Source organism: Nocardia terpenica (assembly GCF_013186535.1).
GTDB classification, from domain to species: domain Bacteria; phylum Actinomycetota; class Actinomycetes; order Mycobacteriales; family Mycobacteriaceae; genus Nocardia; species Nocardia terpenica.
Genome location: NZ_JABMCZ010000001.1, coordinates 258,034 through 277,469 on the forward strand (window position 1 = coordinate 258,034; position 19,436 = coordinate 277,469).

The 19,436-nt window shown below is 66.5% G+C and carries 21 protein-coding genes; 15 read left to right on the forward strand and 6 right to left on the reverse strand.

Going from position 1 to position 19,436, the window contains the following annotated elements; genetic code table 11:
• Positions 1 to 33 precede the first annotated feature (33 nt).
• Together HPY32_RS01280 and HPY32_RS44290 are read right to left on the reverse strand one after the other, a co-directional pair.
• A complete protein-coding gene (locus HPY32_RS01280) occupies positions 34 to 792 on the reverse strand; it encodes a VIT1/CCC1 transporter family protein (RefSeq protein WP_067582268.1) in 759 nt (252 codons plus the stop codon).
• A gap of 13 nt (positions 793 to 805) precedes the next feature.
• Positions 806 to 1,270, reverse strand: a complete 465-nt coding sequence (locus HPY32_RS44290) for a MarR family winged helix-turn-helix transcriptional regulator (protein WP_067582271.1) — start codon at positions 1,268 to 1,270, stop codon at positions 806 to 808.
• Positions 1,271 to 1,395: 125 nt separating this feature from the next.
• Here HPY32_RS44290 and HPY32_RS01290 point away from each other — a divergent pair, with 125 nt between their 5' ends.
• From HPY32_RS01290 to HPY32_RS01310, 5 genes are all read left to right on the forward strand, one after another.
• Positions 1,396 to 1,719: a rhodanese-like domain-containing protein gene (locus HPY32_RS01290; protein WP_067582279.1), complete on the forward strand. Its 324-nt coding sequence runs from the start codon at positions 1,396 to 1,398 to the stop codon at positions 1,717 to 1,719.
• 71 nt (positions 1,720 to 1,790) lie between these two features.
• Positions 1,791 to 2,759 (forward strand): serine/threonine dehydratase, encoded by a 969-nt coding sequence (locus HPY32_RS01295; protein WP_067585534.1) that lies wholly within the window; start codon positions 1,791 to 1,793, stop codon positions 2,757 to 2,759.
• 366 nt (positions 2,760 to 3,125) lie between these two features.
• Positions 3,126 to 5,126: a hypothetical protein gene (locus tag HPY32_RS01300; RefSeq protein ID WP_067582282.1), complete on the forward strand. Its 2,001-nt coding sequence runs from the start codon at positions 3,126 to 3,128 to the stop codon at positions 5,124 to 5,126.
• A 138-nt stretch (positions 5,127 to 5,264) separates the two neighbouring features.
• On the forward strand, positions 5,265 to 6,035 hold the full coding sequence (locus HPY32_RS01305; RefSeq protein WP_067582285.1) for a hypothetical protein: 771 nt from the start codon (positions 5,265 to 5,267) through the stop codon (positions 6,033 to 6,035).
• 2 nt (positions 6,036 to 6,037) lie between these two features.
• Positions 6,038 to 6,550: a hypothetical protein gene (locus HPY32_RS01310; protein ID WP_156674145.1), complete on the forward strand. Its 513-nt coding sequence runs from the start codon at positions 6,038 to 6,040 to the stop codon at positions 6,548 to 6,550.
• Positions 6,551 to 6,556: 6 nt separating this feature from the next.
• Here the strand turns inward: HPY32_RS01310 and HPY32_RS01315 are convergent, their stop codons facing one another.
• Positions 6,557 to 6,781 carry a helix-turn-helix domain-containing protein gene (locus HPY32_RS01315; protein ID WP_082870899.1) on the reverse strand — a complete coding sequence of 75 codons (225 nt, stop codon included), beginning with the start codon at positions 6,779 to 6,781 and terminating at the stop codon, positions 6,557 to 6,559.
• 584 nt (positions 6,782 to 7,365) lie between these two features.
• Here HPY32_RS01315 and HPY32_RS01320 point away from each other — a divergent pair.
• Positions 7,366 to 8,436 (forward strand): calcium:cation antiporter, encoded by a 1,071-nt coding sequence (locus HPY32_RS01320; RefSeq protein WP_231951560.1) that lies wholly within the window; start codon positions 7,366 to 7,368, stop codon positions 8,434 to 8,436.
• 23 nt (positions 8,437 to 8,459) lie between these two features.
• Here HPY32_RS01320 and HPY32_RS01325 read toward each other — a convergent pair whose 3' ends face one another.
• From HPY32_RS01325 to HPY32_RS01335, 3 genes are all read right to left on the reverse strand, one after another.
• Entirely contained in the window at positions 8,460 to 8,795 is a 336-nt protein-coding gene (locus tag HPY32_RS01325) for a YnfA family protein (protein WP_067582291.1), read from the reverse strand.
• On the reverse strand, positions 8,792 to 9,592 hold the full coding sequence (locus HPY32_RS01330; protein WP_231951561.1) for a MerR family transcriptional regulator: 801 nt from the start codon (positions 9,590 to 9,592) through the stop codon (positions 8,792 to 8,794). The genes HPY32_RS01325 and HPY32_RS01330 overlap by 4 nt, the downstream gene beginning before the upstream one ends.
• Before the next feature lie 164 nt (positions 9,593 to 9,756).
• A complete protein-coding gene (locus HPY32_RS01335; RefSeq protein ID WP_067582294.1) occupies positions 9,757 to 9,969 on the reverse strand; it encodes a DUF397 domain-containing protein in 213 nt (70 codons plus the stop codon).
• 332 nt (positions 9,970 to 10,301) lie between these two features.
• Between HPY32_RS01335 and HPY32_RS01340 the strand changes: the two genes are divergently transcribed.
• The 9 genes from HPY32_RS01340 (at position 10,302) to HPY32_RS01380 (ending at position 19,427) form a co-directional block, all read left to right on the forward strand.
• Complete coding sequence (locus tag HPY32_RS01340) at positions 10,302 to 10,655, forward strand: hypothetical protein (RefSeq protein ID WP_067582297.1); 354 nt, start codon at positions 10,302 to 10,304, stop codon at positions 10,653 to 10,655.
• A 261-nt stretch (positions 10,656 to 10,916) separates the two neighbouring features.
• Positions 10,917 to 11,762, forward strand: coding sequence for an ABC transporter permease (locus tag HPY32_RS01345; protein WP_067585540.1), 846 nt, complete (start codon positions 10,917 to 10,919; stop codon positions 11,760 to 11,762).
• 1 nt (position 11,763) lies between these two features.
• The gene (locus HPY32_RS01350; RefSeq protein ID WP_067582300.1) at positions 11,764 to 12,630 is read left to right on the forward strand and encodes an ABC transporter permease; all 867 of its coding nucleotides are present in this window, start codon (positions 11,764 to 11,766) and stop codon (positions 12,628 to 12,630) included.
• Between the two features lie 4 nt (positions 12,631 to 12,634).
• Positions 12,635 to 13,660 carry an MlaD family protein gene (locus tag HPY32_RS01355; protein ID WP_067582303.1) on the forward strand — a complete coding sequence of 342 codons (1,026 nt, stop codon included), beginning with the start codon at positions 12,635 to 12,637 and terminating at the stop codon, positions 13,658 to 13,660.
• A gap of 320 nt (positions 13,661 to 13,980) precedes the next feature.
• The gene (locus tag HPY32_RS01360) at positions 13,981 to 14,979 is read left to right on the forward strand and encodes an MlaD family protein (RefSeq protein ID WP_067582306.1); all 999 of its coding nucleotides are present in this window, start codon (positions 13,981 to 13,983) and stop codon (positions 14,977 to 14,979) included.
• A complete protein-coding gene (locus tag HPY32_RS01365) occupies positions 14,976 to 15,992 on the forward strand; it encodes an MCE family protein (protein WP_067582309.1) in 1,017 nt (338 codons plus the stop codon). Before HPY32_RS01360 ends, HPY32_RS01365 begins: the two co-directional genes overlap by 4 nt.
• On the forward strand, positions 15,992 to 17,074 hold the full coding sequence (locus tag HPY32_RS01370; RefSeq protein WP_067585543.1) for an MlaD family protein: 1,083 nt from the start codon (positions 15,992 to 15,994) through the stop codon (positions 17,072 to 17,074). Before HPY32_RS01365 ends, HPY32_RS01370 begins: the two co-directional genes overlap by 1 nt.
• Positions 17,071 to 18,474, forward strand: a complete 1,404-nt coding sequence (locus HPY32_RS01375; protein WP_253949535.1) for an MlaD family protein — start codon at positions 17,071 to 17,073, stop codon at positions 18,472 to 18,474. The genes HPY32_RS01370 and HPY32_RS01375 overlap by 4 nt, the downstream gene beginning before the upstream one ends.
• Positions 18,471 to 19,427 carry an MlaD family protein gene (locus tag HPY32_RS01380; protein WP_067582312.1) on the forward strand — a complete coding sequence of 319 codons (957 nt, stop codon included), beginning with the start codon at positions 18,471 to 18,473 and terminating at the stop codon, positions 19,425 to 19,427. Before HPY32_RS01375 ends, HPY32_RS01380 begins: the two co-directional genes overlap by 4 nt.
• Positions 19,428 to 19,436 lie beyond the last annotated feature (9 nt).

Sequence of the window (19,436 nt, forward strand, 5' to 3'; positions counted from 1 at the left end):
TGGCCGGGATCTATTGTCGCGCGCCCCCGCCCGTCACGCCCCCGCGGTCCCCGCCAACTGCCCGATCCCATAGGTGATCGCCATGGCCAGTGCGCCGCCGATTACGACGCGCAGCACCGCTCGGCCTCGGCTGCTGCCGCCGAGGCGGGCGCTTACCGAGCCGGTCAGGGCGAGGGCTGCCAGGACGGCGGCGAAGGTTATCGGGATACGCCAGGATGCCGGGAGCAGGAGGATGGCGGCCAGCGGTAGCAGGGCACCCAGGGTGAAGGAGATGGCCGAGGACATCGCGGCCTGCCAGGGGTTGGTGAGATCCTCGGGGTCCAAACCCAATTCGGCCTCCGCGTGGGCGGCGAACGCGTCGTGGGTGGTGAGCTCCTGGGCCACCTGCCGGGCCGTCTCCGGGGACAGGCCCTTGGCCCGGTAGATCTGCGCCAGTTCGCGCAGCTCGTATTCCGGCTCCTCGGCGAGCTCGCGCCGTTCCTTCGACAGCAGCGCCCGCTCGGAATCGCGCTGGGTGCTGACCGAGACGTATTCGCCGACCGCCATGGACATGGCGCCGGCCACCAGCCCGGCCAGGCCCGCGGTGAGAATGGGCCCGCGGCTCGTGGTGGCGGCCGCGACGCCGACCACCAGGCCGGCGGTGGACACGATGCCGTCGTTGGCGCCCAGCACCCCGGCCCGCAACCAGTTCAGCTTCGCGCCCAACCCCTCGGTGTGCGGCTCGTGCGGATGCGGATTCTCGGCTGTTTCGTCCACGACGAGCAGACTATGCCCGCCCGGCCCCGATTCCATGGACCCGGAACGGTCAGGGTCGCCGAGGATCGGGGAGGGCGGTCGGGCCCACGACCTTGCGCAGGGCCGCGGCCACCGAATCGAGCTCCGCGGTGCTGAGGTCGGCGAAGCGGCGCTGAATGCCGGACAGGTAGTGCGGCGCCGCCTCGCGCAACCGTTCGCGGCCGGTGTCGGTGATGGAGACGAAGGCGGAGCGGGCGTCGTCGGGGTTGGTGTCGCGACGGACCAGGCCGTGCGATTCGAGCTCGGTGACCAGGCGACTCACCCGGGTCCGGCTCAGGACCACCCGCTCGCCGAGGTCGCTCATCCGCAATTGGTGCGGCGCATCGAGTTCGAGCAGGACGTCGTACCAGCTCAAGGGGAGCCCGGTCGCGCGGCGCAGCTCGGCATCGAGCTCGGGCACCAGCTTGGCGTGCACCTGCAGCAGGGCGGCCCAGGCCCCCACGGCCGGATGGGATCGTTTCGGAGAGTTCGCCACGACCCCAGTCTAACCAGTTGCGTGCGCCCGCACATATTTAGTAGCGTGTGCACGCACGCAACTACGTGCACGCAGTTGTTCCCGGCATGCTTTCGGCCGGGATCCCCCCGCAGAAAGGCACTCCCATGACCGCACTGATCACTCGCGACGAACTCGCCAAGGAGATCGAGGCCGGTTCGGTGATCGTGATCGACGCGCTCGGCGCCGAGTACTACGCCAAGGCGCACCTTCCCGGCGCCCTGAACCTCGTCGAGGAGGACGTGGAAAGCGAAGCGCCGCGCCTGATTCCGAACAAGGACGCGGCGATCGTCACCTACTGCTCGAACGCGGCCTGCGGCAACAGCCAGCAGGTCGCCACCAGGCTGGAGAACCTCGGATACACGAATGTGCGCAAGTACCGCGAGGGCATTCAGGACTGGTCGGAAGCGGGCCTGCCGCTCGTGAGCTGACGAGTGTGGCGGGCGCGATCGCGCCCGCCATCCGGACCGATAGGGTGGCCGAGGATACCGAAGGAGTGTGCATGGTGGATCGGCTCGGCTACGACGAGATCAAGACCGCGGCGGACCGGATTGCCGGGCTGGTGCGTCCCATCGCGGTGAGTCCGGTCGAGGCCGGGGCCATCGCGGGCGCCGACTCGGGGCGGGTGTGGCTGGCGCATGAATATCTTCAGCACACCGGCACCTTCAAGGCCCGGGGCGCGCTCAATTTCATTGCGGCGCACAAGGAAACGGGCACCCTGCCGGATGCCGGGGTGACCATTGCCAGTGGCGGCAACGCCGCGCTGGCCTGCGCCTGGGCCGCCCGGCGCGAGGGTGTGCGGGCCACGGTCTTCGTTCCCGAGAACGCCCCCCGGGTCAAGGTCGACAGGTTGCGCCGCCTCGGCGCCGAGGTGCGTCAGGTCGGCACCCAGTACGCCGAGGCCGCGGCCGCCTGCGCCGAATTCGCCGCTCGCACCGGCGCTCTGGCCTCGCACGCCTACGACAATCCGCTGATCGCCGCCGGCGCGGGCACCCTGCTCGACGAGATCCGCGACCGGCTCCCGGATCTCGACACCGTCGTCGTCGCGGTCGGCGGGGGCGGACTGTTCGCCGGGGTCGCGACCGCCGCGGGGCAGCACGGCATGCGGACCGTGGCCGTCGAACCCCGCACCTGCCGCGCCCTCAACGCCGCCGTCGAGGCCGGACACCCGGTCGATGTGCCGGTCGACTCGATCGCCGCCGACTCGCTGGGCGCGCGCCGGGTCACCCCGCTGGCCCTCACCGCCGCAACAGTTTTCGACACCCGCTCGGTGCTCGTCGACGACGCCGATATAGTCGCCGCCCGACAGACCCTGTGGGACGACCGCCGCATCGCCGTCGAAGCCGGCGGCGCGGCAGCACTGGCCGCCCTCCTCCGCAACCCGCAGGCGTACGTCCCCGCGCCGGGCGAGCACATCTGCATCGTGCTGTGCGGAGCCAATACCGATCCATCGGATCTCGCGAACGGCTGACTGTGGCGGCGGGCACGCCCGCCGCACCCGGGCTGTGCGCGCTACGGTCCGTGGGATCTCTCATCCAGAACCAAAACCTGGACCACTACCTCTGCGAGGTGGGAGGAACACGCGCGAAGACGATCGCGAACGGGTGTGCGGAACTGGGATTCGGCGTCCGTACTCGTCAACTGGTACCGGTACCCCGACGGCCCGTGTCCGGTACCGGGAACCATTCCGAAGTTCGCGACCCCTGCATGCCGGGTGTGGACGCGGCTCGACCCACCGGTGCAACCCTTGCCCAGCTTGCCGAGCAGGCGTTATGTGTAGGACGATCGGACGCCAGTCTGGATGCTCTGAGCTGTTGATTCGCAACTAGGGGGATCGGTGACGTTGAAGGTCGATCCGGACGCGCTACGCGGCTGGGCGAAGTGGTTGGACGGATTGGCCGGTGAGATCAAAGATCTCGGTAACGGCGTCACCGCACCTACCGACGCCAGCGACCCGTTCCCCGGCACTGACCTGGCAGGCAGCGTGAGTGCTGCGCGTGACCAGGTGGAATCGGCGCTGACATTCTTCTCGTCTCGACCGCAGGAGATGTCGGAGATCGCCAAGGGTGCAGGTGCCGACTCTGCTGCTGCGCGAGTGAATGCGGAGAAGATGGCCGGTAGTCACCTCATGGACAAGGTCGGCAACCTCAGGACGGTCTCGACCACTCACCAGGGCGAGCTGGCCCATGCGAAGCAGTTCGTCATCGACAAGCGAAACCTCATCCAGGGCATGGGATTCGAGGTCGCCGACGACGGCACGGTAACCAGTGTGGCGAAACAGCAAGCACTGAAGGCAGCGGCAGGCCGCAACCCGACGTCCGATCCCGGCTACCTCACCAAGGCCCTGATCGACGTCGAATACGAAGCAGCCCAACAACAACTCGCAATGGTCAGCGCCTTACAGAACGCCGACAACACCGCCACTGCCGCGAAGGCAGCCATCGACGTCGCCAAGGCCGAGCTGGCACATGTGGCGTTCTTCGAGATGCCACCGCAGGGTATTCGGGCCTTGTTTCCGGGCCTGCTACATCCGGATACGGCCAAGCCGGAAGAACTACCGCCGATCCTCGGCGACGCGATGAAGCTGGAGCAGGGCATTCCGCTCACGGTCACCAACTCGGACGGGTCGACGAAGACGGTCACCCCGAACCCGGACGGCACCCTTACAGTGGCGACCTCGGTGCAGCAGCCCGACGGATCGACCATCACCACCGAGACCACGGGGCACAACCCACCCGTCACCACTGTGACGAAGCCTCGACCCGACGGTTCCGGCATCGTCGATATGACGATCACTGGGCCGGACGGCAAACAGCAACAGCTTCAGAAGATTCCGGACGGCAACGGAAAGACGAGCACGTACGCGATGAACGTGGACGGTTCGCGTGGTGCCAAGGTGTCCGAGTCGTATCCGCAGAACGGCGGCACCGTCACCGACAAGTACGGCCCGAACGGTGTTATCGACCGGCAATGGCAAAGATCGGACGGATTCCGGGCCTTCGAGCAATACGCGCAGGGAGCAGACGGGCAGTCGCATCTGGTAGGAACCGCGAACTCGGCTGGTCTGCAGTCACAGATGCAGCAGGACGGTACTGTCAAGACCACGTATCCGGACGGTCGCACGGCACAGACCGCGCAACTCGCCGACGGTCGCATTGTGACGAAGTTCCAGGATGGTTCGGTGCTTCAGTACGACCCGAGCCAGGCACCGCCGAACACTCCCAAGCAGACGATCTGGGACGACGTGAAGTCGTTCACGGGCTCCGAATGGAACAGCCTCTACGGCTCCACCAAGGACACCGTCGGGACACATCCGCTCGCAACCGAGTTCTCGGCTGCCGCAGCTGGGGGTGCGGAATGGGTGAAAGCGGGTGGAGAGTCGATGGCTAGCCAGGCCGGGGCTGCGATGGCCGACTCCCATATCAATCAGATGCGGGCTCTCCAGATGCTCGATTCCGGGACTCCGGGAGCAGGGCATGCCTTCGCTGGCGCAATGGATTCCGCCACCGATGCCGCATCCAAGGCACAGCTCGGTCAGCTGCTGAAAATGGACAGCAAGGCTCTCGGCGGATTGCCCCTGGGTGCCGCGGTCAACGCATACGTCAACTGGGACGACTGGGCACACCACAACAAGCCGGGAGATGAAGCGATAGCCAACGCAGCAGGCGGTACGGTCGGTGGCTGGGCAGGAGCGCTGCTCGGAGCCGAACTAGGAGGCGCGGCATGCGCGGCAGGCGGGCCGATCGGATCGGCATTCTGCGCCGGAGTCGGAGCTGCACTTCTAGGCTTCGGTGGCGGTGCAGGTGGTGCATGGGCTGCTGAGCAGCCGTTCAAGTAGATGTGCGCGAGCCCAGGAGGATTCGGATTGCCCGTGAACAACGAGAACCGTGAGGCCCCGCTACTTGAATGGCCGAGAGAATGGGGGCCGCAACGGCTACCAACGGTACTTATAGTCGCACTCGTATTCGTAGTGGTAATGGCTCTGATCTTTATCCCCTACACGTTGGATTACGCCAGGCGAGGGGAGCCTCTGAAGGCAGCCTTCGGCGCAGTAGCGGGGTTGATGTGCGTCAGCTTCTTCGCCGTCTTCATCCCGCGCCTCAAGGTGCGAAAGAGTAGTTTGCCGCGAACTCTGATGGTCCGCTCCATCAACGACGACGGGGTTGGTCTTCGTATTGATGTCCATTCTTCACTGCGACCCTTACTTGTCGCCTGGCTCTTGATCGGTGCCGCATTTCTGGTTTTGCGTGGAATCCTTTTCGTGTCCAACATGTCAGGAAGTGGCTCGACCAGGACAGGAATAGACCTGGGTGGGTTGATGATCGTTGTGATCGCCCTCGCAATGCTCGCATTCCTCGTCATTTACCTGTTCGTCGGCCGTGGGCGGCAGTACTTCTTCGCGATGACCGGGCAAGGGGTATCCCAGGGCCTCGGTCGTACGACAAGGTCTCTCGCATGGGACGAAATTGCCCTGATACGGCCGATCATGCTCAATAACACTCACACCGTGCAGATCGTCCCCAGGCCCGGCAGCAGAGTGCACGTCAACACCGGACGCAGCCTGATCGACCGCTTGCAGCGTGGCCTGCTGGAGAAGTCCATCGACCTGCCCACATCGACGCTCAGCATTGATCCGTCACTACTACTGCATTCGGTTTATTTCTATTGGCAGCACCCCGAGCTGCGGAACGAACTAGAGTCTGACGCAGTGATCGACAGAATTCGGCGCGGCGAGCTGACAGGCTGAACATGAGACCAGATCAGTGGGATACCTACGAGATCGTGATGGATCTCGGGTGGCCGACGTTCGCGCCCGGCGCTTGGTGGAAATTCGCGCTATCCGCTGCACTGCTCGTCGTTGCCCTATTTTCGGTACTTCGCATCGCATTGCTGGCCCGCAAGGCCGACAAGGGCCGATATTCTCAGCTTGCCTATGCGGCAGTCATCGGAATTTCTCTTGCATCAATGGTCCCGCTCCTCATGACCGTCCACCAAACGACATCTGAACATCGACGGGAAGTTCAAATGAAAGCAATCACCGAGAGGACGGGATACCGGTTCTCTTTCGGAGCTGAATCTTTCCCTTCGGGTGAGTTGTTCCAGAACGAGTCCGTCATCGTACAGCGCGATAGAATATCGCAGATCTGCTCTCTTTCGACATGGCGTAAGCATCGGTGGACCGGCGAATGGCTCCCCCGGCCGACGCACTGGTGGGACGAGACGAACACAGCGAAGATTCTGCTGATATGTCCTAAATCTTGAGCCACATCAGGTAGTCAGAAGGCGCTCGATCTCGGTGACGCGGCGGTCCAGACGTGACGAGCTGACAGCACGTGCTCGGCCGCCTTGTCGTTGTCCAGTTTCGAGCAAGCCCAGCAGAGACTTACTGAAATGGGTACGCGCGGCCAGCGCGGCCAAGCTGACACCGGCAGCCTCACGGGCGGCGCGCAATCGGGCACCGAATGCGGCCGAGTCCCGTTGGCCGGTCTCCATCTCATCATCGTAGGCGGGGTGTAGACGCTAATCGGTATCGGTTGCCGCGCAACGGGAGTGAGGCTGTAGGCAGGCCCAGATGCCGGGTGAGTGTCAGCGTGACAGGAGATCGTGAGCCGAACGGCGCCGACAAGTGCAGGTGGAAGACGCTCGCGCGGTGGACGCGGGTCTGTGGCCGAACAGCGGCCGTGCTTGTTGAGCCATTCCTCTCCGCCGCCGCTTCGCCTACCTGCTTGGACAGTTGTGCGCTCCTGGCCGGGAGCGCAGCAGGGCGACAAGCATGAAACATAAGCAATCACCGCAGGTTCGGAACGACGGCCCGTGGATCGGAGCGGAGCGCTGGGGCTACGTGAAGTGTGGTCCGAAGACCGGCACTGTGCTGGAAGTGCCAAACCGTGGCCCCGGTGGTGGACGGGCGGATAGCCGCACACGAGCGCAAGCTACGCGACGTCGCTCCAGGTCCGTGCGCGTGGAGCCGAGTGCGCATGGACCGGGTCGCAGACGCGGCAGAGCCAGGCGATCAATGTCTCATTTACCCTGAATGCTGAGAATTCGCTGCAATCATGGAGGGTATGACGCGCCTGCTGATCCGACGCTGGACGACCATTGTTCCGTTGCTGGCCGCCGTGGTTCTAGCAATCGCGTGGTTCACCCATCCCTCCGGTCCGGCGGTGATCGTCTTGGCGTTGGCGCTGGCTGGAGCGGTGCTCTCGGCCGTGCAGCATGCCGAGGTGGTGGCCCATCGGATGGGGGAGCCGTTCGGATCGTTGGTGCTGGCGGTGGCTGTCACCGTGATCGAGGTCGGCCTGATCTTGACCTTGATGGCGTCCGGTGGGGACGATGCGTCGTCGTTGGCGCGCGATACCGTGTTCGCGGCGGTGATGATCACCTGCAACGGAATCTTCGGGTTGTCGCTGTTGGTCGGCGCGGTGCGTCGACGGGTGGCCGAGTTCAATGCGGAGGGGACGGGCGCAGCCCTGGCAACCGTGGCTACCCTTGCCACGCTCAGCCTGGTGTTGCCGACGTTCACCACGAGTAAGCCCGGTCCGGAGTTCTCCGGATCGCAGCTGGCGTTCGCCGCGGTGGCTTCATTGCTGCTCTACGGGTTGTTCGTGATGGTGCAGACGGTTCGGCACCCCGGCGACTTCCTGCCCGTGGAATCCATGAACGACGCCGACGAGCACAGCGAAACACCTTCCACTGCAACAGCATTGGTCAGCCTCGGGTTGTTGCTGGTCGCGCTGATCGGCGTGGTCGGGCTCGCGAAAATGGTGTCGCCGTCGATCGAAAACGGCGTACACGCAGCGGGGCTTCCGCGCTCGGTGGTCGGTGTGGTGATCGCCATGCTCGTCCTGCTACCGGAGACCCTGGCCGCCGTCCGCGCTGCCCGTCGTGGCCGTGTCCAAACCAGCCTGAATCTGGCGCTGGGTTCCTCGATGGCGAGTATCGGGCTGACGATTCCCGCCATCGCCATAGCCACGATCTGGATCTCGACGCCCTTGACGTTGGGTCTGGGCGCGACCCAGATGGTGCTGCTGGCGCTGACCGTCGTCGTCGGCGTGCTCACCGTCGTTCCCGGTCGAGCCACCTTGCTGCAAGGCGGAGTGCATCTTGTGCTGTTCGCGGCCTTCGTGTTTCTCGCGGTGAGCCCGTAGGGGGACTCGAGAGTTCGTGGGAGTCAGGTTGTGCGGGGTGCGTACATGATGACGGCGACCCCGATCATGCACACCAAGGCTCCGATGATGTCCCAGCGGTCGGGTCGGAAGCCGTCGAGGGCCATCGCCCAGGCCAGAGATCCCGCGACGAAGACACCGCCGTAGGCGGCGAGGATACGGCCGAAGTGGGCGTCGGGCTGCACGGTGGCGACGAACCCGTACAGGCCCAGGGCGATCACGCCCGCACCGATCCATGCCCAGCCGCGATGTTCGCGTACCCCCTGCCAGATCAGCCAGGCCCCGCCGATCTCGAAGACCGCGGCTACGACGAACAACGCGATCGAACGAGTTACCGTCATGAGCGCCTTGCCTTTCCGTCTCGGGGACGAAGGGGATTCTCGGGCAGACCGAACACCTCGGCGAGCAAGTCGGTGCCGTCGGTGGGAGCGCGTACCTCCAACCGCAGTGCCGGCCCGTCCAGATGGAGGCGGAAGTCGAAGAACGGGCAGCAGTGTTGTTCGGCCGCAGCCAATTCCGCGAGCATACCGGCACGGTCGACCGGCACGACCAGCCGCACACCGTCGGGGATGGTGGTGCGGACGGCACCGTCGAGCGCGTCGCGCCATCGCTCGATCCGGTCGGTCATCGCGTCGCCGGTCAACGAGCAGGCGACCGGTGCGTTGCGCCAGCGTTCGGTGTTCTCGGCGTTGGCGCGGGTGGGGGACAACGGCAACTCGGTTGCCCGGGTGGTGTCGGTGGGGGCGAGGAAACCGCAGTCGGGGTCGCAGCGGTCGGTGCGGTCGGGCAGTTGATCGAGTCGTTGCAGGGCGATGTGCAGGGACGTGATGAAGGCGCGTAGTTCGGTCAGTCGGGCCTCGGCTTGGTCCAGCCTTGCCCGGATCCGCGGCCGCAGATCGACTTTGACCTGGGTGCATGGCCCGTCCTGCCATACCGGAAGCAGTTCGCCGATCTCGTCGAGGGACAGACCGAGGTTCTTGGCTGCGCCGATGAACGCCAGCCGTTCGATCGCGTCCGGTCCGTAGGCGCGGTAGCCGGTCGGGGTGCGGTCGGCGGGGAGCAGCCCCGCGGTCTCATAGAACCGCAGCGTCGTGGCCGGGACGCCGCTGCGTTCGGCCAGCTCGGAGATGCGCATCATGGTCACAATGCGACGGTAAACCTTTGACCCCACTCGAAGGTCAACAGTGATCTTTGACGCGCTCGGCCCGAACGTCCCGGAGCAGCGTCTCGGACAAGAGCGATCTCGGGGGCCTGCTATGAGTAACGCAAGCCCCCGGACAGCGGTTTCTCCGTTCTGCGTGGTCAGGCGGTGATGAATCGGTCGGTGCGGACGCCGTCGAGGAACGCCTCCCATTCGCAGGGGGTGAACTGGAGTACGGGCGCGTGCTGGCCGTCGTTGGTGTTGAATACCGCGATTGTGCCGTCGCCCAATGCCGCGAAGGCCACGCAGTGGCCGTCGGGGCCGCTGGCAGCGGCTTTGAGCGCGGGGATTCCGTCGAGGTCCTTCTTGTTCATGGCGATCTCCGAAGTCAGAGCAGAGGGGGATGGGGGGTCTTGCGGCGACGTCCGGAGCCACACACGTCGGGACTCGCAAACATCTGGTCACCTTGTCTACGCGGTCGTGCCCGCGAATCGCCAGGGGGCGAACGTCACCGCAAAAAAGGCCGAAAGTCCCTGCCGCGTCGGCATTTTCAATACCGACCGGCAGTTCCTGCCAAGGGCTGGTCCGATACTTTTCGCGGGCTTCGTCTTCCTGGCGGTGCGTCCTCGGGCGTACAATATGGCCGAATTCCCGAGTCCTGAAGCGTGGCTCCGGATCTCACTCCCAGTCGACTGAGGAGATCATCATGGATCCGGTCGTATCGCCCATCGCGTCGCTGCCTCCCGCGAACGATTCCCTGCCACCCCACCGGTTCTTCGAACCCGTCCCCGAACTGACGGGACGGAATGCGGCGGCCTTCGCCTACAACAGTGACCGCCTGGTGCGCCACCTCTTCGAAATCAGCCTGTCGCTGTACCCGCTGCGCGCCGAACTCCACCGCACCGACGCCACCGTTGCCGAAATCCGCGCCGCGGGCGACGCCCTCGCCGGACTCCTCGACAGCCTGGACACCGTCATCCGGGATACCGGCCTTGCCATGCTCGCCCTCGCCCTGGAAACCGGCGGCGCCGACCCCGAGATCGACCGGCAGGCCAGCTGATCCGTTCTCTGGCGGTGTGCTGAATATTTTCCCGTTGCGCACCTTTTGTGTCATGACGTGGCTCACAGCGATAGCCGTTCTGTGCTGATAACGCGTGTCAGAATCATGATCAACTTAAAAATTATGCGGTTGACCAGGGTTTTGGGCTAGTGGTCGACAAGCGGCGAAGAGGGCATGCTCACACCGTGACGCTCTTTACTGTAACCAGTTGTAACTATTAGCTTCGTGTTGGCAGTGTTGCCGATCACGGAGAGGCCCACGTTGAAACTCGAGACACACCGCGGCTCGAGCGCGTCCGCCGTCCGAATCGTCCGCAAGAATTTCTCCGACACCGGGGTGTCCGCGCTGCGCACCTTCGGCCGGGCGGTGGATATCGCGCGAGAATCGGTGGCGGGAACGGCGACCGATATCGTGCGCGCCGAATTCCAGTGGCGCGAGGCGATTCTGCAGGCGTGGCGACTGGTGACGGTGACCGCGATTCCGGCCGTGCTCATCGCGATTCCGTTCGGCGTGATCGTATCCGTCCAGGTGGGCAACCTTATTCACACGCTCGGCGCGGATTCGCTGCTGGGCGCGACCGGTGGGCTGGGTGTTATCAAACAGGGCGCGCCGCTGGCGACCGGGTTCCTGCTCGGTGGCGCGGGGGCGGCCGCGATCGCCGCGGATCTGGGCGCGCGGACCATTCGCGAGGAGATCGATGCGCTGAATACCATGGGTATCAGCCCGATTCACCGGATGGTGATCCCGCGGCTGGTGGCCATGGTGGTGGTCGCGCCGCTGCTGAACATCCTGATTATCTTCGTCGGCGTCGTGGCCGGTTACGCGGTCGCGGTCGGCGGGCAGAACGTGACGCCCGGAAGTTACTGGGCGACCTTCGGTTCGTTCACCACGGTCGCCGACGTGTGGGTGTCGCTGCTGAAGGCGGTGCTGTTCGGCTTCCTGGTGGTGATCATCGCCTGCCAGCGCGGGCTCGAGGCCAAGGGCGGGCCGCGCGGGGTGGCCGACGCGGTGAATGCGGCCGTGGTGCTGTCGGTGGTGTCGATCGCGATCGTGAATCTCGGTGTGACACAGGTGGTCGAGATGTTCCTGCCGACGAGGCTGGTGTGAGATGGCGGTATCGACCTACGCGCCGAAGGGATTCGGCTGGTTCTCCCGTTTCTACCGCCGCCGCGGCCTGATCCTCGCGCGCCTCGAGGCGCTCGGTTTCGTGCTGACCTTCGTGTGGCAGGTGCTGTCGTCGATTCCGTTGACGCTCAGGCGGTATCGCGACGAGACGCTGCGCATCATCTCCGATATGACGTGGGGTCGCGGCTCGGTCATCGTGGGCGGCGGCACCGTGCCGATGATGATCGTGCTCGGCCTGGTGATGGGCGCCTCGGTGGCGGTGGAGTCGTTCACGATGCTGGACATGCTGGGCATGGGCCCGGTCACCGGCATCGTGTCCGCCTACGCGACCACCCGGGAGCTGGCTCCGATCGCCGCCGCCATCGGTTTCGCCGCGCAGGCCGGGTGCCGGATGACCGCCGAGATCGGCTCGATGCGCATCTCCGAGGAGATCGATGCCATCGAGGCGCTGGGCCTGCGGTCGGTGCCGTTCGTGGTGACCACCCGCGTCATCGCCGGGGCCATCTCGATCGTGCCGACCTTCCTGATCGGGCTGATCCTGTCGTATCTGGCCTGCCGCGGCCTGATCACGCTGGTGCACGGCCAATCCGCGGGCGTGTACGACCACTACTTCTTCCAGTTCGTCACGGGCTTCGACGTGATCGCCGCCGTGATCAAGGTCGCGATCTTCGCCACGGTGGTGATCCTGATCCACAGCTACTACGGCTTCTTCGCGACCGGCGGGCCGGAGGGCGTGGGCATTGCCTCGGGCCGCGCGGTGCGCGCCTCCTCGGTGGCCATCGTGGCCATCGACATGGTGCTCACCATTGCGCTGTGGGGTTTCAACGCGACGATCACATTCACGGGGTAGCGCGATGCCGAAGTACGGAATGCCCGGGGTCGCCGTGGACAAGCGCCGCTCGCTGCTGATCGGCACGGTCGCGGTGGCCGTGATCGCGGCCGTGGTGGTGGCGGTCTGCGTGTATCGGGGGATGCGGTCCGACGACGGGCTGCGGATCGCGCTGCACACCGAGCAGATCGGTGACGGTGTGCTGGCGGGCACTCCGGTGCGGGTGGACGGCGTGCAGGTCGGCACGGTCACCTCGATCGCGCCCGCCGATTTCGGGACCCAGCGAATCACCCTGCGGCTGGACCGTTCTCAACTGCACGGGATCGACGACAGCCTGCGGGTGGACTACGCTCCGGCGAATCTGTTCGGTATCAGCGAGATCGAGCTGCGGCGCGGGTCCGGCGGGACACCGCTGCGGCAGGACGCCGTGCTCGATCTGACCGGGAATCGTTCGGGCGCAATCTTCGACGCGACCATGGGCAGCCTGCTGCGCAGCCTCTCGCAGACCGGGGACGCGCTGCTGACGCCGCAGATGGCCACGGTCATCGCCCAGATCGCGGGCGACACCCAGGCGTTCACCCCGCTGGCGCAGGCGATTCTGACCGTCGCGCAGACGGTGACCGACAACCAGAAGATGTCGGCCTCCGAGCTGGTCGGCCGCCTCGGCCCCGCCCACGACGGCGGCGGCAAATTCGCCGGGGCGACCATCCAGGTGCTCGATCTGCTGCGCAATATCCCACGGCTGCAACAGGATCGGCAGACCTTCGACGCCGGTGTGCGGCTCACCACCGGGCAACTGCTGCCAGGCGTGGCGGCCCTGGCCACCCAGTCCGGCGCGGACCTGTCCGCCACCACCGACCAACTGGCTCCCGTCCTGTCGCTGCTGGCCCAGATGGTCCCCCGCCCCCACCAATCCGGCGCGGACCTGGAGGAGTTGTTGCAGCGCTTCCGTTCCGCCATGCCCGACACCCCGAACGGCCCGGTCTTGAATGCCGAGGTCGACCTGCGCGGGTTCCCGGTCCTGGCCCCACTGCTGGGAGGTCGGCGATGATTGCTCGCGCGTTGTCTGGTGTTGCCGATGGGACGGTTGTCGGGGCCTCGGGCGCTGGCGCGTGGGCGGTGGCTCGGCGTGGGGTGTGGCTGCTGGGAGGTCGGCGATGATTGCTCGCGCGTTGTCTGGTGTTGCCGATGGGACGGTTGTCGGGGCCTCGGGCGCTGGCGCGTGGGCGGTGGCTCGGCGTGGGGTGTGGCTGCTGGGAGGTCGGCGATGATTGCTCGCGCGTTGTCGGGCGCTGCCGATGGGACGGTTGTCGGGGCCGCGGGTGCTGGCGCGTGGGCGATGGTCGGGCGCGGGGTGCTGGGAGGTCGGCGATGAAGGTGGGTGCGGCGGCCTGGCGGCTGGTGGTGTTCGCGGGGGTGATGGTGGTGGTGTTGGCGGTGGTGTTCACCGCGATCGAGCGGCCGGTGTCGGGGCGGACCGAGGGGCACGATGCGCTGTTCACCGATGCCAACGGGCTCAAGGTGGGGGACGACGTGCGGATGTACGGGGTGCAGGTGGGCAAGGTCGAGCGGATCGGGCTGGACGGGACGCTGGCGCGGGTCCGGTTGTCGCTGAAGACCGATGCGCCGATCTACGACAATTCCAAGCTCGCGATCCGGTATCAGAATCTCACCGGACAGCGGTACATCGACCTGCAGCAGCAGCCGCAGCCGGGTGCGCGGATTCCGGCGGGCGCGACGGTCGGCACCGAGCGCACCGTGCCCTCGTTCGATGTGACGAGCATGTTCAACGGCCTGAAACCGGTGCTGTCCACCATTTCTCCCGAGGCCGTCAACCAGTTCAGCGCCAGCATGGTCGCGCTGATCGAGGGCGACGGCGGCGGCGTCGGCCCGGCCCTGGACGCCATCGGCAAGTTGGCCTCCTATGTGGACAACCGCCAGCAGGTGATCTCCACGCTGATCCACAACATGTCCGACCTGTCGGACAAGGTGGGCGGCCGGGTGCACTATCTGGTGCCGCTGCTGGCCCGGCTCTCCGACATCTTCGAATCGCTGCAGCGCAATATCGGTGGGCTGGCGCAGTTCGCCATGTCGGCGCCGTCGGTGCTGGGGCCGCTGGACACCATGTTCGATGCGCTGGGCCTGCAGACCGGTGACGACGTGGATGCGCTGATCCACAAGCTGTTTCCCGATCCGAAGCAGGCCGTCGAGGTGTTCGACAAGCTGCCCGGCCTGCTCGCGGGCCTGGACGCGGCCGCCCCGAAGACCGTCGCGGGCTGGAAACCGCAGTGCTCCAAGGGAAATGCGGAGGTACCGGGCGTGCTCCAGGTCCTCGTGGCGGGACAGCGGGTGGTGCTGTGCAACGGATGAGCCTGCCCCGCATCGCCGTTCGCGAGCGCGTGATCACCGACGAGCCGACCCGGCGGCGGCGCGAGATCCGGCTGGGCATCCTCGGCGTGATCCTGGTCGCGGTGCTCGTGGTCGCCGCCGGGGTGCTGTACGCGGTGCCGTTCGGGAAGACGACCTACACCGCCGACCTGGCCGAGGCGCAGTCGGTGAAGGTCGGCGACGATATCCGGGTCGCCGGAATCCCGGTGGGGAAGGTGAAATCGCTGGAACTGAAGCCGGATCGGGTGGTCATGCGCTTCACCGTCGACTCGACCGTGTTCGTCGGCAACGAATCCTCGCTGGACGTGCGCATGCTCACCGTGGTCGGCGGCAACTACGTCGCGCTGTTCCCGTCGGGCGGTAAACCGTTGGGCGGCACCGCGATTCCGCGCGAACGGGTGCGCCTGCCGTACAGCCTGGTGCAGACCTTCCAGGACGCCGCCGCCCCGCTGAACGCGATCGACGGAGATACCTTGCGCCGCAACCTGTCCGCGCTGGACTCCTCGCTGGAGAAGGCCCCCGATTCGCTGCGCACCACCCTGAACACCCTGCAGACCTATGTCGACGGGTTGAATCGGCAGCGCGCCCAGGTGTCGAAGGCGATCGCGGTCGCCGACGAGTACGTGACCATGTACGACGGCGCCAAGACCGATCTGGGGCGGCTGATGGACAACGTCAATCTGATGGAGACGGTCCTCGAGGACAAGCGCGCCGAGCTGCGCGAGGGCGTGCGGCTGCTCGGTGCGGTCATCGATCGGGTGGCCGCGCTCGCGCCCACCTGGAATTCGGCATTGAAACCGACGGTGCAGCAGCTGGCCGACGCGCTGCCGCGGCTGAAACAACTCGGCACCCAACTGGAGCCCGCCCTCGAGTCGGTGCGGAGCCTGCAGCAGAAGGTGGGGCAGTGGGTGATTCCCGACGGGGGAGTCACCGTCGACCAGTCCGGGCAGACCGCGACCGCGGTGTGCGTGCCGGTGCCGGGGAAGGACTGCTGATGCATCGGGTATTGGCGTCGCGGGCCTTCATGTCGGTGGCCGGTGCGGTCGTGCTGGTCGTGGTCGCCGCCGCCGGGTATTTCGTCGTCTTCGATCCGGCGAAGAAGACCGAGAGCTACTGCGCGATCATGCCCGACGCCATCGGGCTGTATGTGGGCAATCAGGTGACCATGCGCGGCATCCCGGTCGGGACCGTGACATCCATTGCGGCGCAGGGCGCGTCGGCGAAGGTGGAATTCTCGGTGGACGCCGACAGGCCCGTGTACGCCGACGCCGGGGCGACCACGCTGTCCGACAGCATCGTCGCCGCCCGGCAGCTGGCGGTGGTGTCGAGCGGCACCACCACCGCGCGCTGGAATCCGGCGCAGTGCCTCACCAAGACGCTGACGCCCAAGAGCATCTCCGAGACGCTGAACGCGCTGGCCAAGCTGTCCGCCGAAATCCAAGGGCCGGACCGGAACTCGCCCGACGCACTGGCGCGCGGGCTGTCGGCGCTGAACACCGCGACCGCCGGGACCGGGCCGCAGATCAACGAGATCGTGCAGAAGCTGAGCGCGGCCATGGCCGCGCCCGATGCCGACATCGCCCACCTGGCGGGGATCTTCGACGCCTACGCCTCGGTGGGCAGGAAGGTCGAACAGCACTGGGGCGACCTGAAATCTATGCTCACCCGGCTCGCGCCGGTCCTGGACCAGGCCACCACCGACCTGCTCCAGCCCGGCGCCCGCCTGTTCGACGGCCTGCAGCAGGTGGTGCCGATGCTCAACGACCTCACCACCATCCTCGGCGACCCGATCATGCGCGCCCTCGACGCCACGGTGCCGCTGGTGAAATTCCTCCGCGCCCACGTGGGCTCGCTGGCCCAGATCATCACCATGACCCCGGTGCTCACCCAGGCGTTCCGAACGGCGGGCGAATCCGGAATCGGCTACGCACCACCACGAGTCGCGATCCCCCAGCCCGACGCCGACACCGTCTGCGCCGCGGTGAACACCCTCGCGCCGGGCCGCTGCTCGGCGGACGGCGGCCTGGCAAAGGTGGACGCGGCGACACTGGTACTCGGATTGGCAGGTGTGCGATGAGGATTCGTCGGTTCGACACCACCGGCACGCATGTTCCCGGCGTGCCGCCCACCAATATTCCCGGCGTGCCGCCCACCAATGTTCCCGGCGTGCCGCCCACCAATGTTCCCGGCGTGCCGCCCACCAATGTTCCCGGCGTGCTTTTGGCCGGGACCTCGCGAGATCCCGGCCAAAAGCACGCCGGGATCAAGGAAGTGGAGCACGCCGGGGTCAAGGAAGTGGAGCGCGCCGGGGTCAAGGAAGTGGAGCGCGCCGGGATCAAGGAAGTGGAGCACGCCGGGGTCAAGGAAGTGGAGCGCGCCGGGATGGACGGGGTTAGGCGTGGTGGGAGTGGCCGGGTGAGGAAGGGGCGTTTGCTGGCCGGGCTGGCTGTGACCATGGCCGCCGTATTGCCTGCCGCCGGTTGTGCTTTCGACCCGTCGTCGGTTCCCGTGCCGGGGACGACGGTCTCCGGGCCGACGTATCGCGTTCGGATCGAGTTCTCGAATGTGTTGAATCTTCCGGCGCGGGCCAAGATCATGGCCAATGGGGCGCAGGTGGGGACGGTTTCGTCGGTGGCGGTGGTTGATTCGGCGCGGGCGGGCGGGCGCGGGGGGTATGTGGTTGTCGATGCGGATATTTCGAAGTCGGTGCGGTTGCCCGCCACGACGGTGGCCGAGCTGCGGCAGAACACCGTGCTCGGGGATATTCACGTCGCGCTGATCACGCCGCCGGGCGGGTTCGGCTCGCTGCTGGCCGACGGCGGCACCATTCCGCTGCGACAGACGAAACCGCCTGTGCAGCTGGAGGATACGATGGCCGCCGTCGCCACCTTCACCCAGGGCGGGTCGGTCTCGCAGCTGCAGGACATCATCAATCGGTTCAACGACGTGCTGCCGAAACAGCCGGAGCAGACCGCGCGCATCTCCAAGACCATGGCCGGGGACGCGGTCGACCTGGCCGCCAATCTGGACCGGGTCGACTCGCTGCTCAACGGCATCGGCACCAATGCCCAAGTGCTGCACGACATCCGGCCGGAACTGGACGACATCCTGAGCCAGCATTCGGTGGACGAGATGAACGGCATCGTCGCCTCGATCATGGGGGTGAACAACCTCTTCGGCGCACTCGGCCCGGTGGGTACCTCGCTCGCCTGGCTGGGGCCGCTGCTGACCAGCACCGACGCCGCCGCGCAGGCATTCGTGCCGCTGATCGCGGGCAGCCGCCCACTGGACCTGAGCAAGCCGTCGAATCTGCAGGCGCTGGTGGCGCTCCTGCGCGACAAGGTGATTCCGTTCGCCGAGCACGGACCCAAGGTGAATGTCGTCGGCGTGCGGACCGCGGCGTCGGCCGAGGTGTCGACCCAGGACCAGGTCGACCGGATCGTGGCGACCCTGCGCATGATCGGACTCGTGCGATGAAACTCGGACCACTGGCCTCACTGGGCGGAATCGCCGCCATCACCGTGCTCGGCGCGAGCTACCTGACCTTCGGTGTGGTGCGGGTCGACCCGCTCGCCGACTACACCCGCGCCACCATGGTGCTCACCAATTCCGGTGGGCTGGGCGTGGGTTCGCCGGTGCTGCTCACCGGAATCGAGGTCGGCCGGGTCACGTCGGTGAGCAATGCCGCCGACGGCGTGGAGGTCGGTTTCCGGGTCGGCGCCGACCGGCACGTGCCCACCGACAGCACGGTCACCATCGAGAGCCTGTCCGCGCTCGGCGAACCCTACGTGGAGTTCCGGCCGAAGTCCGGCTCCGGGCCGTACCTGCGCGACGGGCAGCGCCTCGAGACCACGAATGTCCGGATGCCGCTGTCGATTCCGGAGGTCGCCCGGCTGGTCACCAAGACCATGAACCAGCTCGACCCGGCGGTGATGAGCTCGCTGGTCGACACCGCGGGCAAGGCGTTCGTCGGGACCGACGGCTCGATCCCGAACCTGGCCCGCTCGGGAGATCTGCTCGCCGCGGCGATCATGAGCCGCAGCCCGCGAATCGCGGAGCTGCTCAACAGCTTTCAGGCCGCGGCCGCCGACATCGACTGGGCCGGACCGGCGACCGCCGCGGCCGCCCCCGAATTCATTCGATTCACCAAGGCGCTCGACGATTTGGTCGCGGCCGTCGGCCGCCTGGTCGACACCCGGCCGCCCGAGAGCTACACCGACGGCAGCGGTCTGGTGCCGTTCCTGGCCAAGCTGACCGACACGTTGAAACAGCTCGGCCCCGAACTGCGGTCGCTGGCACCGGTATTGCAGCCGCTCACCGACGCGACCACGGCCGCCGCGCCGCGCATAGATATCTCCAGCCTGATCACGCAGGCGCTCGACGACGTCGGCACCGACGGAGCCGTGCGGGTGCGGGTCAATGTCAAATAGGAAAGTGAG

Coding starts and splice junctions, on each gene's coding strand:
- HPY32_RS01280 (WP_067582268.1), bottom strand. CDS start 792: ATGGAATCGGGGCCGGGCGGGCATAGTCTGCTCGTCGTGGACGAAACA.
- HPY32_RS01290 (WP_067582279.1), top strand. CDS start 1,396: ATGACCGCACTGATCACTCGCGACGAACTCGCCAAGGAGATCGAGGCC.
- HPY32_RS01295 (WP_067585534.1), top strand. CDS start 1,791: ATGGTGGATCGGCTCGGCTACGACGAGATCAAGACCGCGGCGGACCGG.
- HPY32_RS01305 (WP_067582285.1), top strand. CDS start 5,265: ATGGCTCTGATCTTTATCCCCTACACGTTGGATTACGCCAGGCGAGGG.
- HPY32_RS01310 (WP_156674145.1), top strand. CDS start 6,038: ATGAGACCAGATCAGTGGGATACCTACGAGATCGTGATGGATCTCGGG.
- HPY32_RS01315 (WP_082870899.1), bottom strand. CDS start 6,781: ATGGAGACCGGCCAACGGGACTCGGCCGCATTCGGTGCCCGATTGCGC.
- HPY32_RS01325 (WP_067582291.1), bottom strand. CDS start 8,795: ATGACGGTAACTCGTTCGATCGCGTTGTTCGTCGTAGCCGCGGTCTTC.
- HPY32_RS01330 (WP_231951561.1), bottom strand. CDS start 9,592: ATGATGCGCATCTCCGAGCTGGCCGAACGCAGCGGCGTCCCGGCCACG.
- HPY32_RS01335 (WP_067582294.1), bottom strand. CDS start 9,969: ATGAACAAGAAGGACCTCGACGGAATCCCCGCGCTCAAAGCCGCTGCC.
- HPY32_RS01340 (WP_067582297.1), top strand. CDS start 10,302: ATGGATCCGGTCGTATCGCCCATCGCGTCGCTGCCTCCCGCGAACGAT.
- HPY32_RS01350 (WP_067582300.1), top strand. CDS start 11,764: ATGGCGGTATCGACCTACGCGCCGAAGGGATTCGGCTGGTTCTCCCGT.
- HPY32_RS01355 (WP_067582303.1), top strand. CDS start 12,635: ATGCCGAAGTACGGAATGCCCGGGGTCGCCGTGGACAAGCGCCGCTCG.
- HPY32_RS01360 (WP_067582306.1), top strand. CDS start 13,981: ATGAAGGTGGGTGCGGCGGCCTGGCGGCTGGTGGTGTTCGCGGGGGTG.
- HPY32_RS01365 (WP_067582309.1), top strand. CDS start 14,976: ATGAGCCTGCCCCGCATCGCCGTTCGCGAGCGCGTGATCACCGACGAG.
- HPY32_RS01370 (WP_067585543.1), top strand. CDS start 15,992: ATGCATCGGGTATTGGCGTCGCGGGCCTTCATGTCGGTGGCCGGTGCG.
- HPY32_RS01375 (WP_253949535.1), top strand. CDS start 17,071: ATGAGGATTCGTCGGTTCGACACCACCGGCACGCATGTTCCCGGCGTG.
- HPY32_RS01380 (WP_067582312.1), top strand. CDS start 18,471: ATGAAACTCGGACCACTGGCCTCACTGGGCGGAATCGCCGCCATCACC.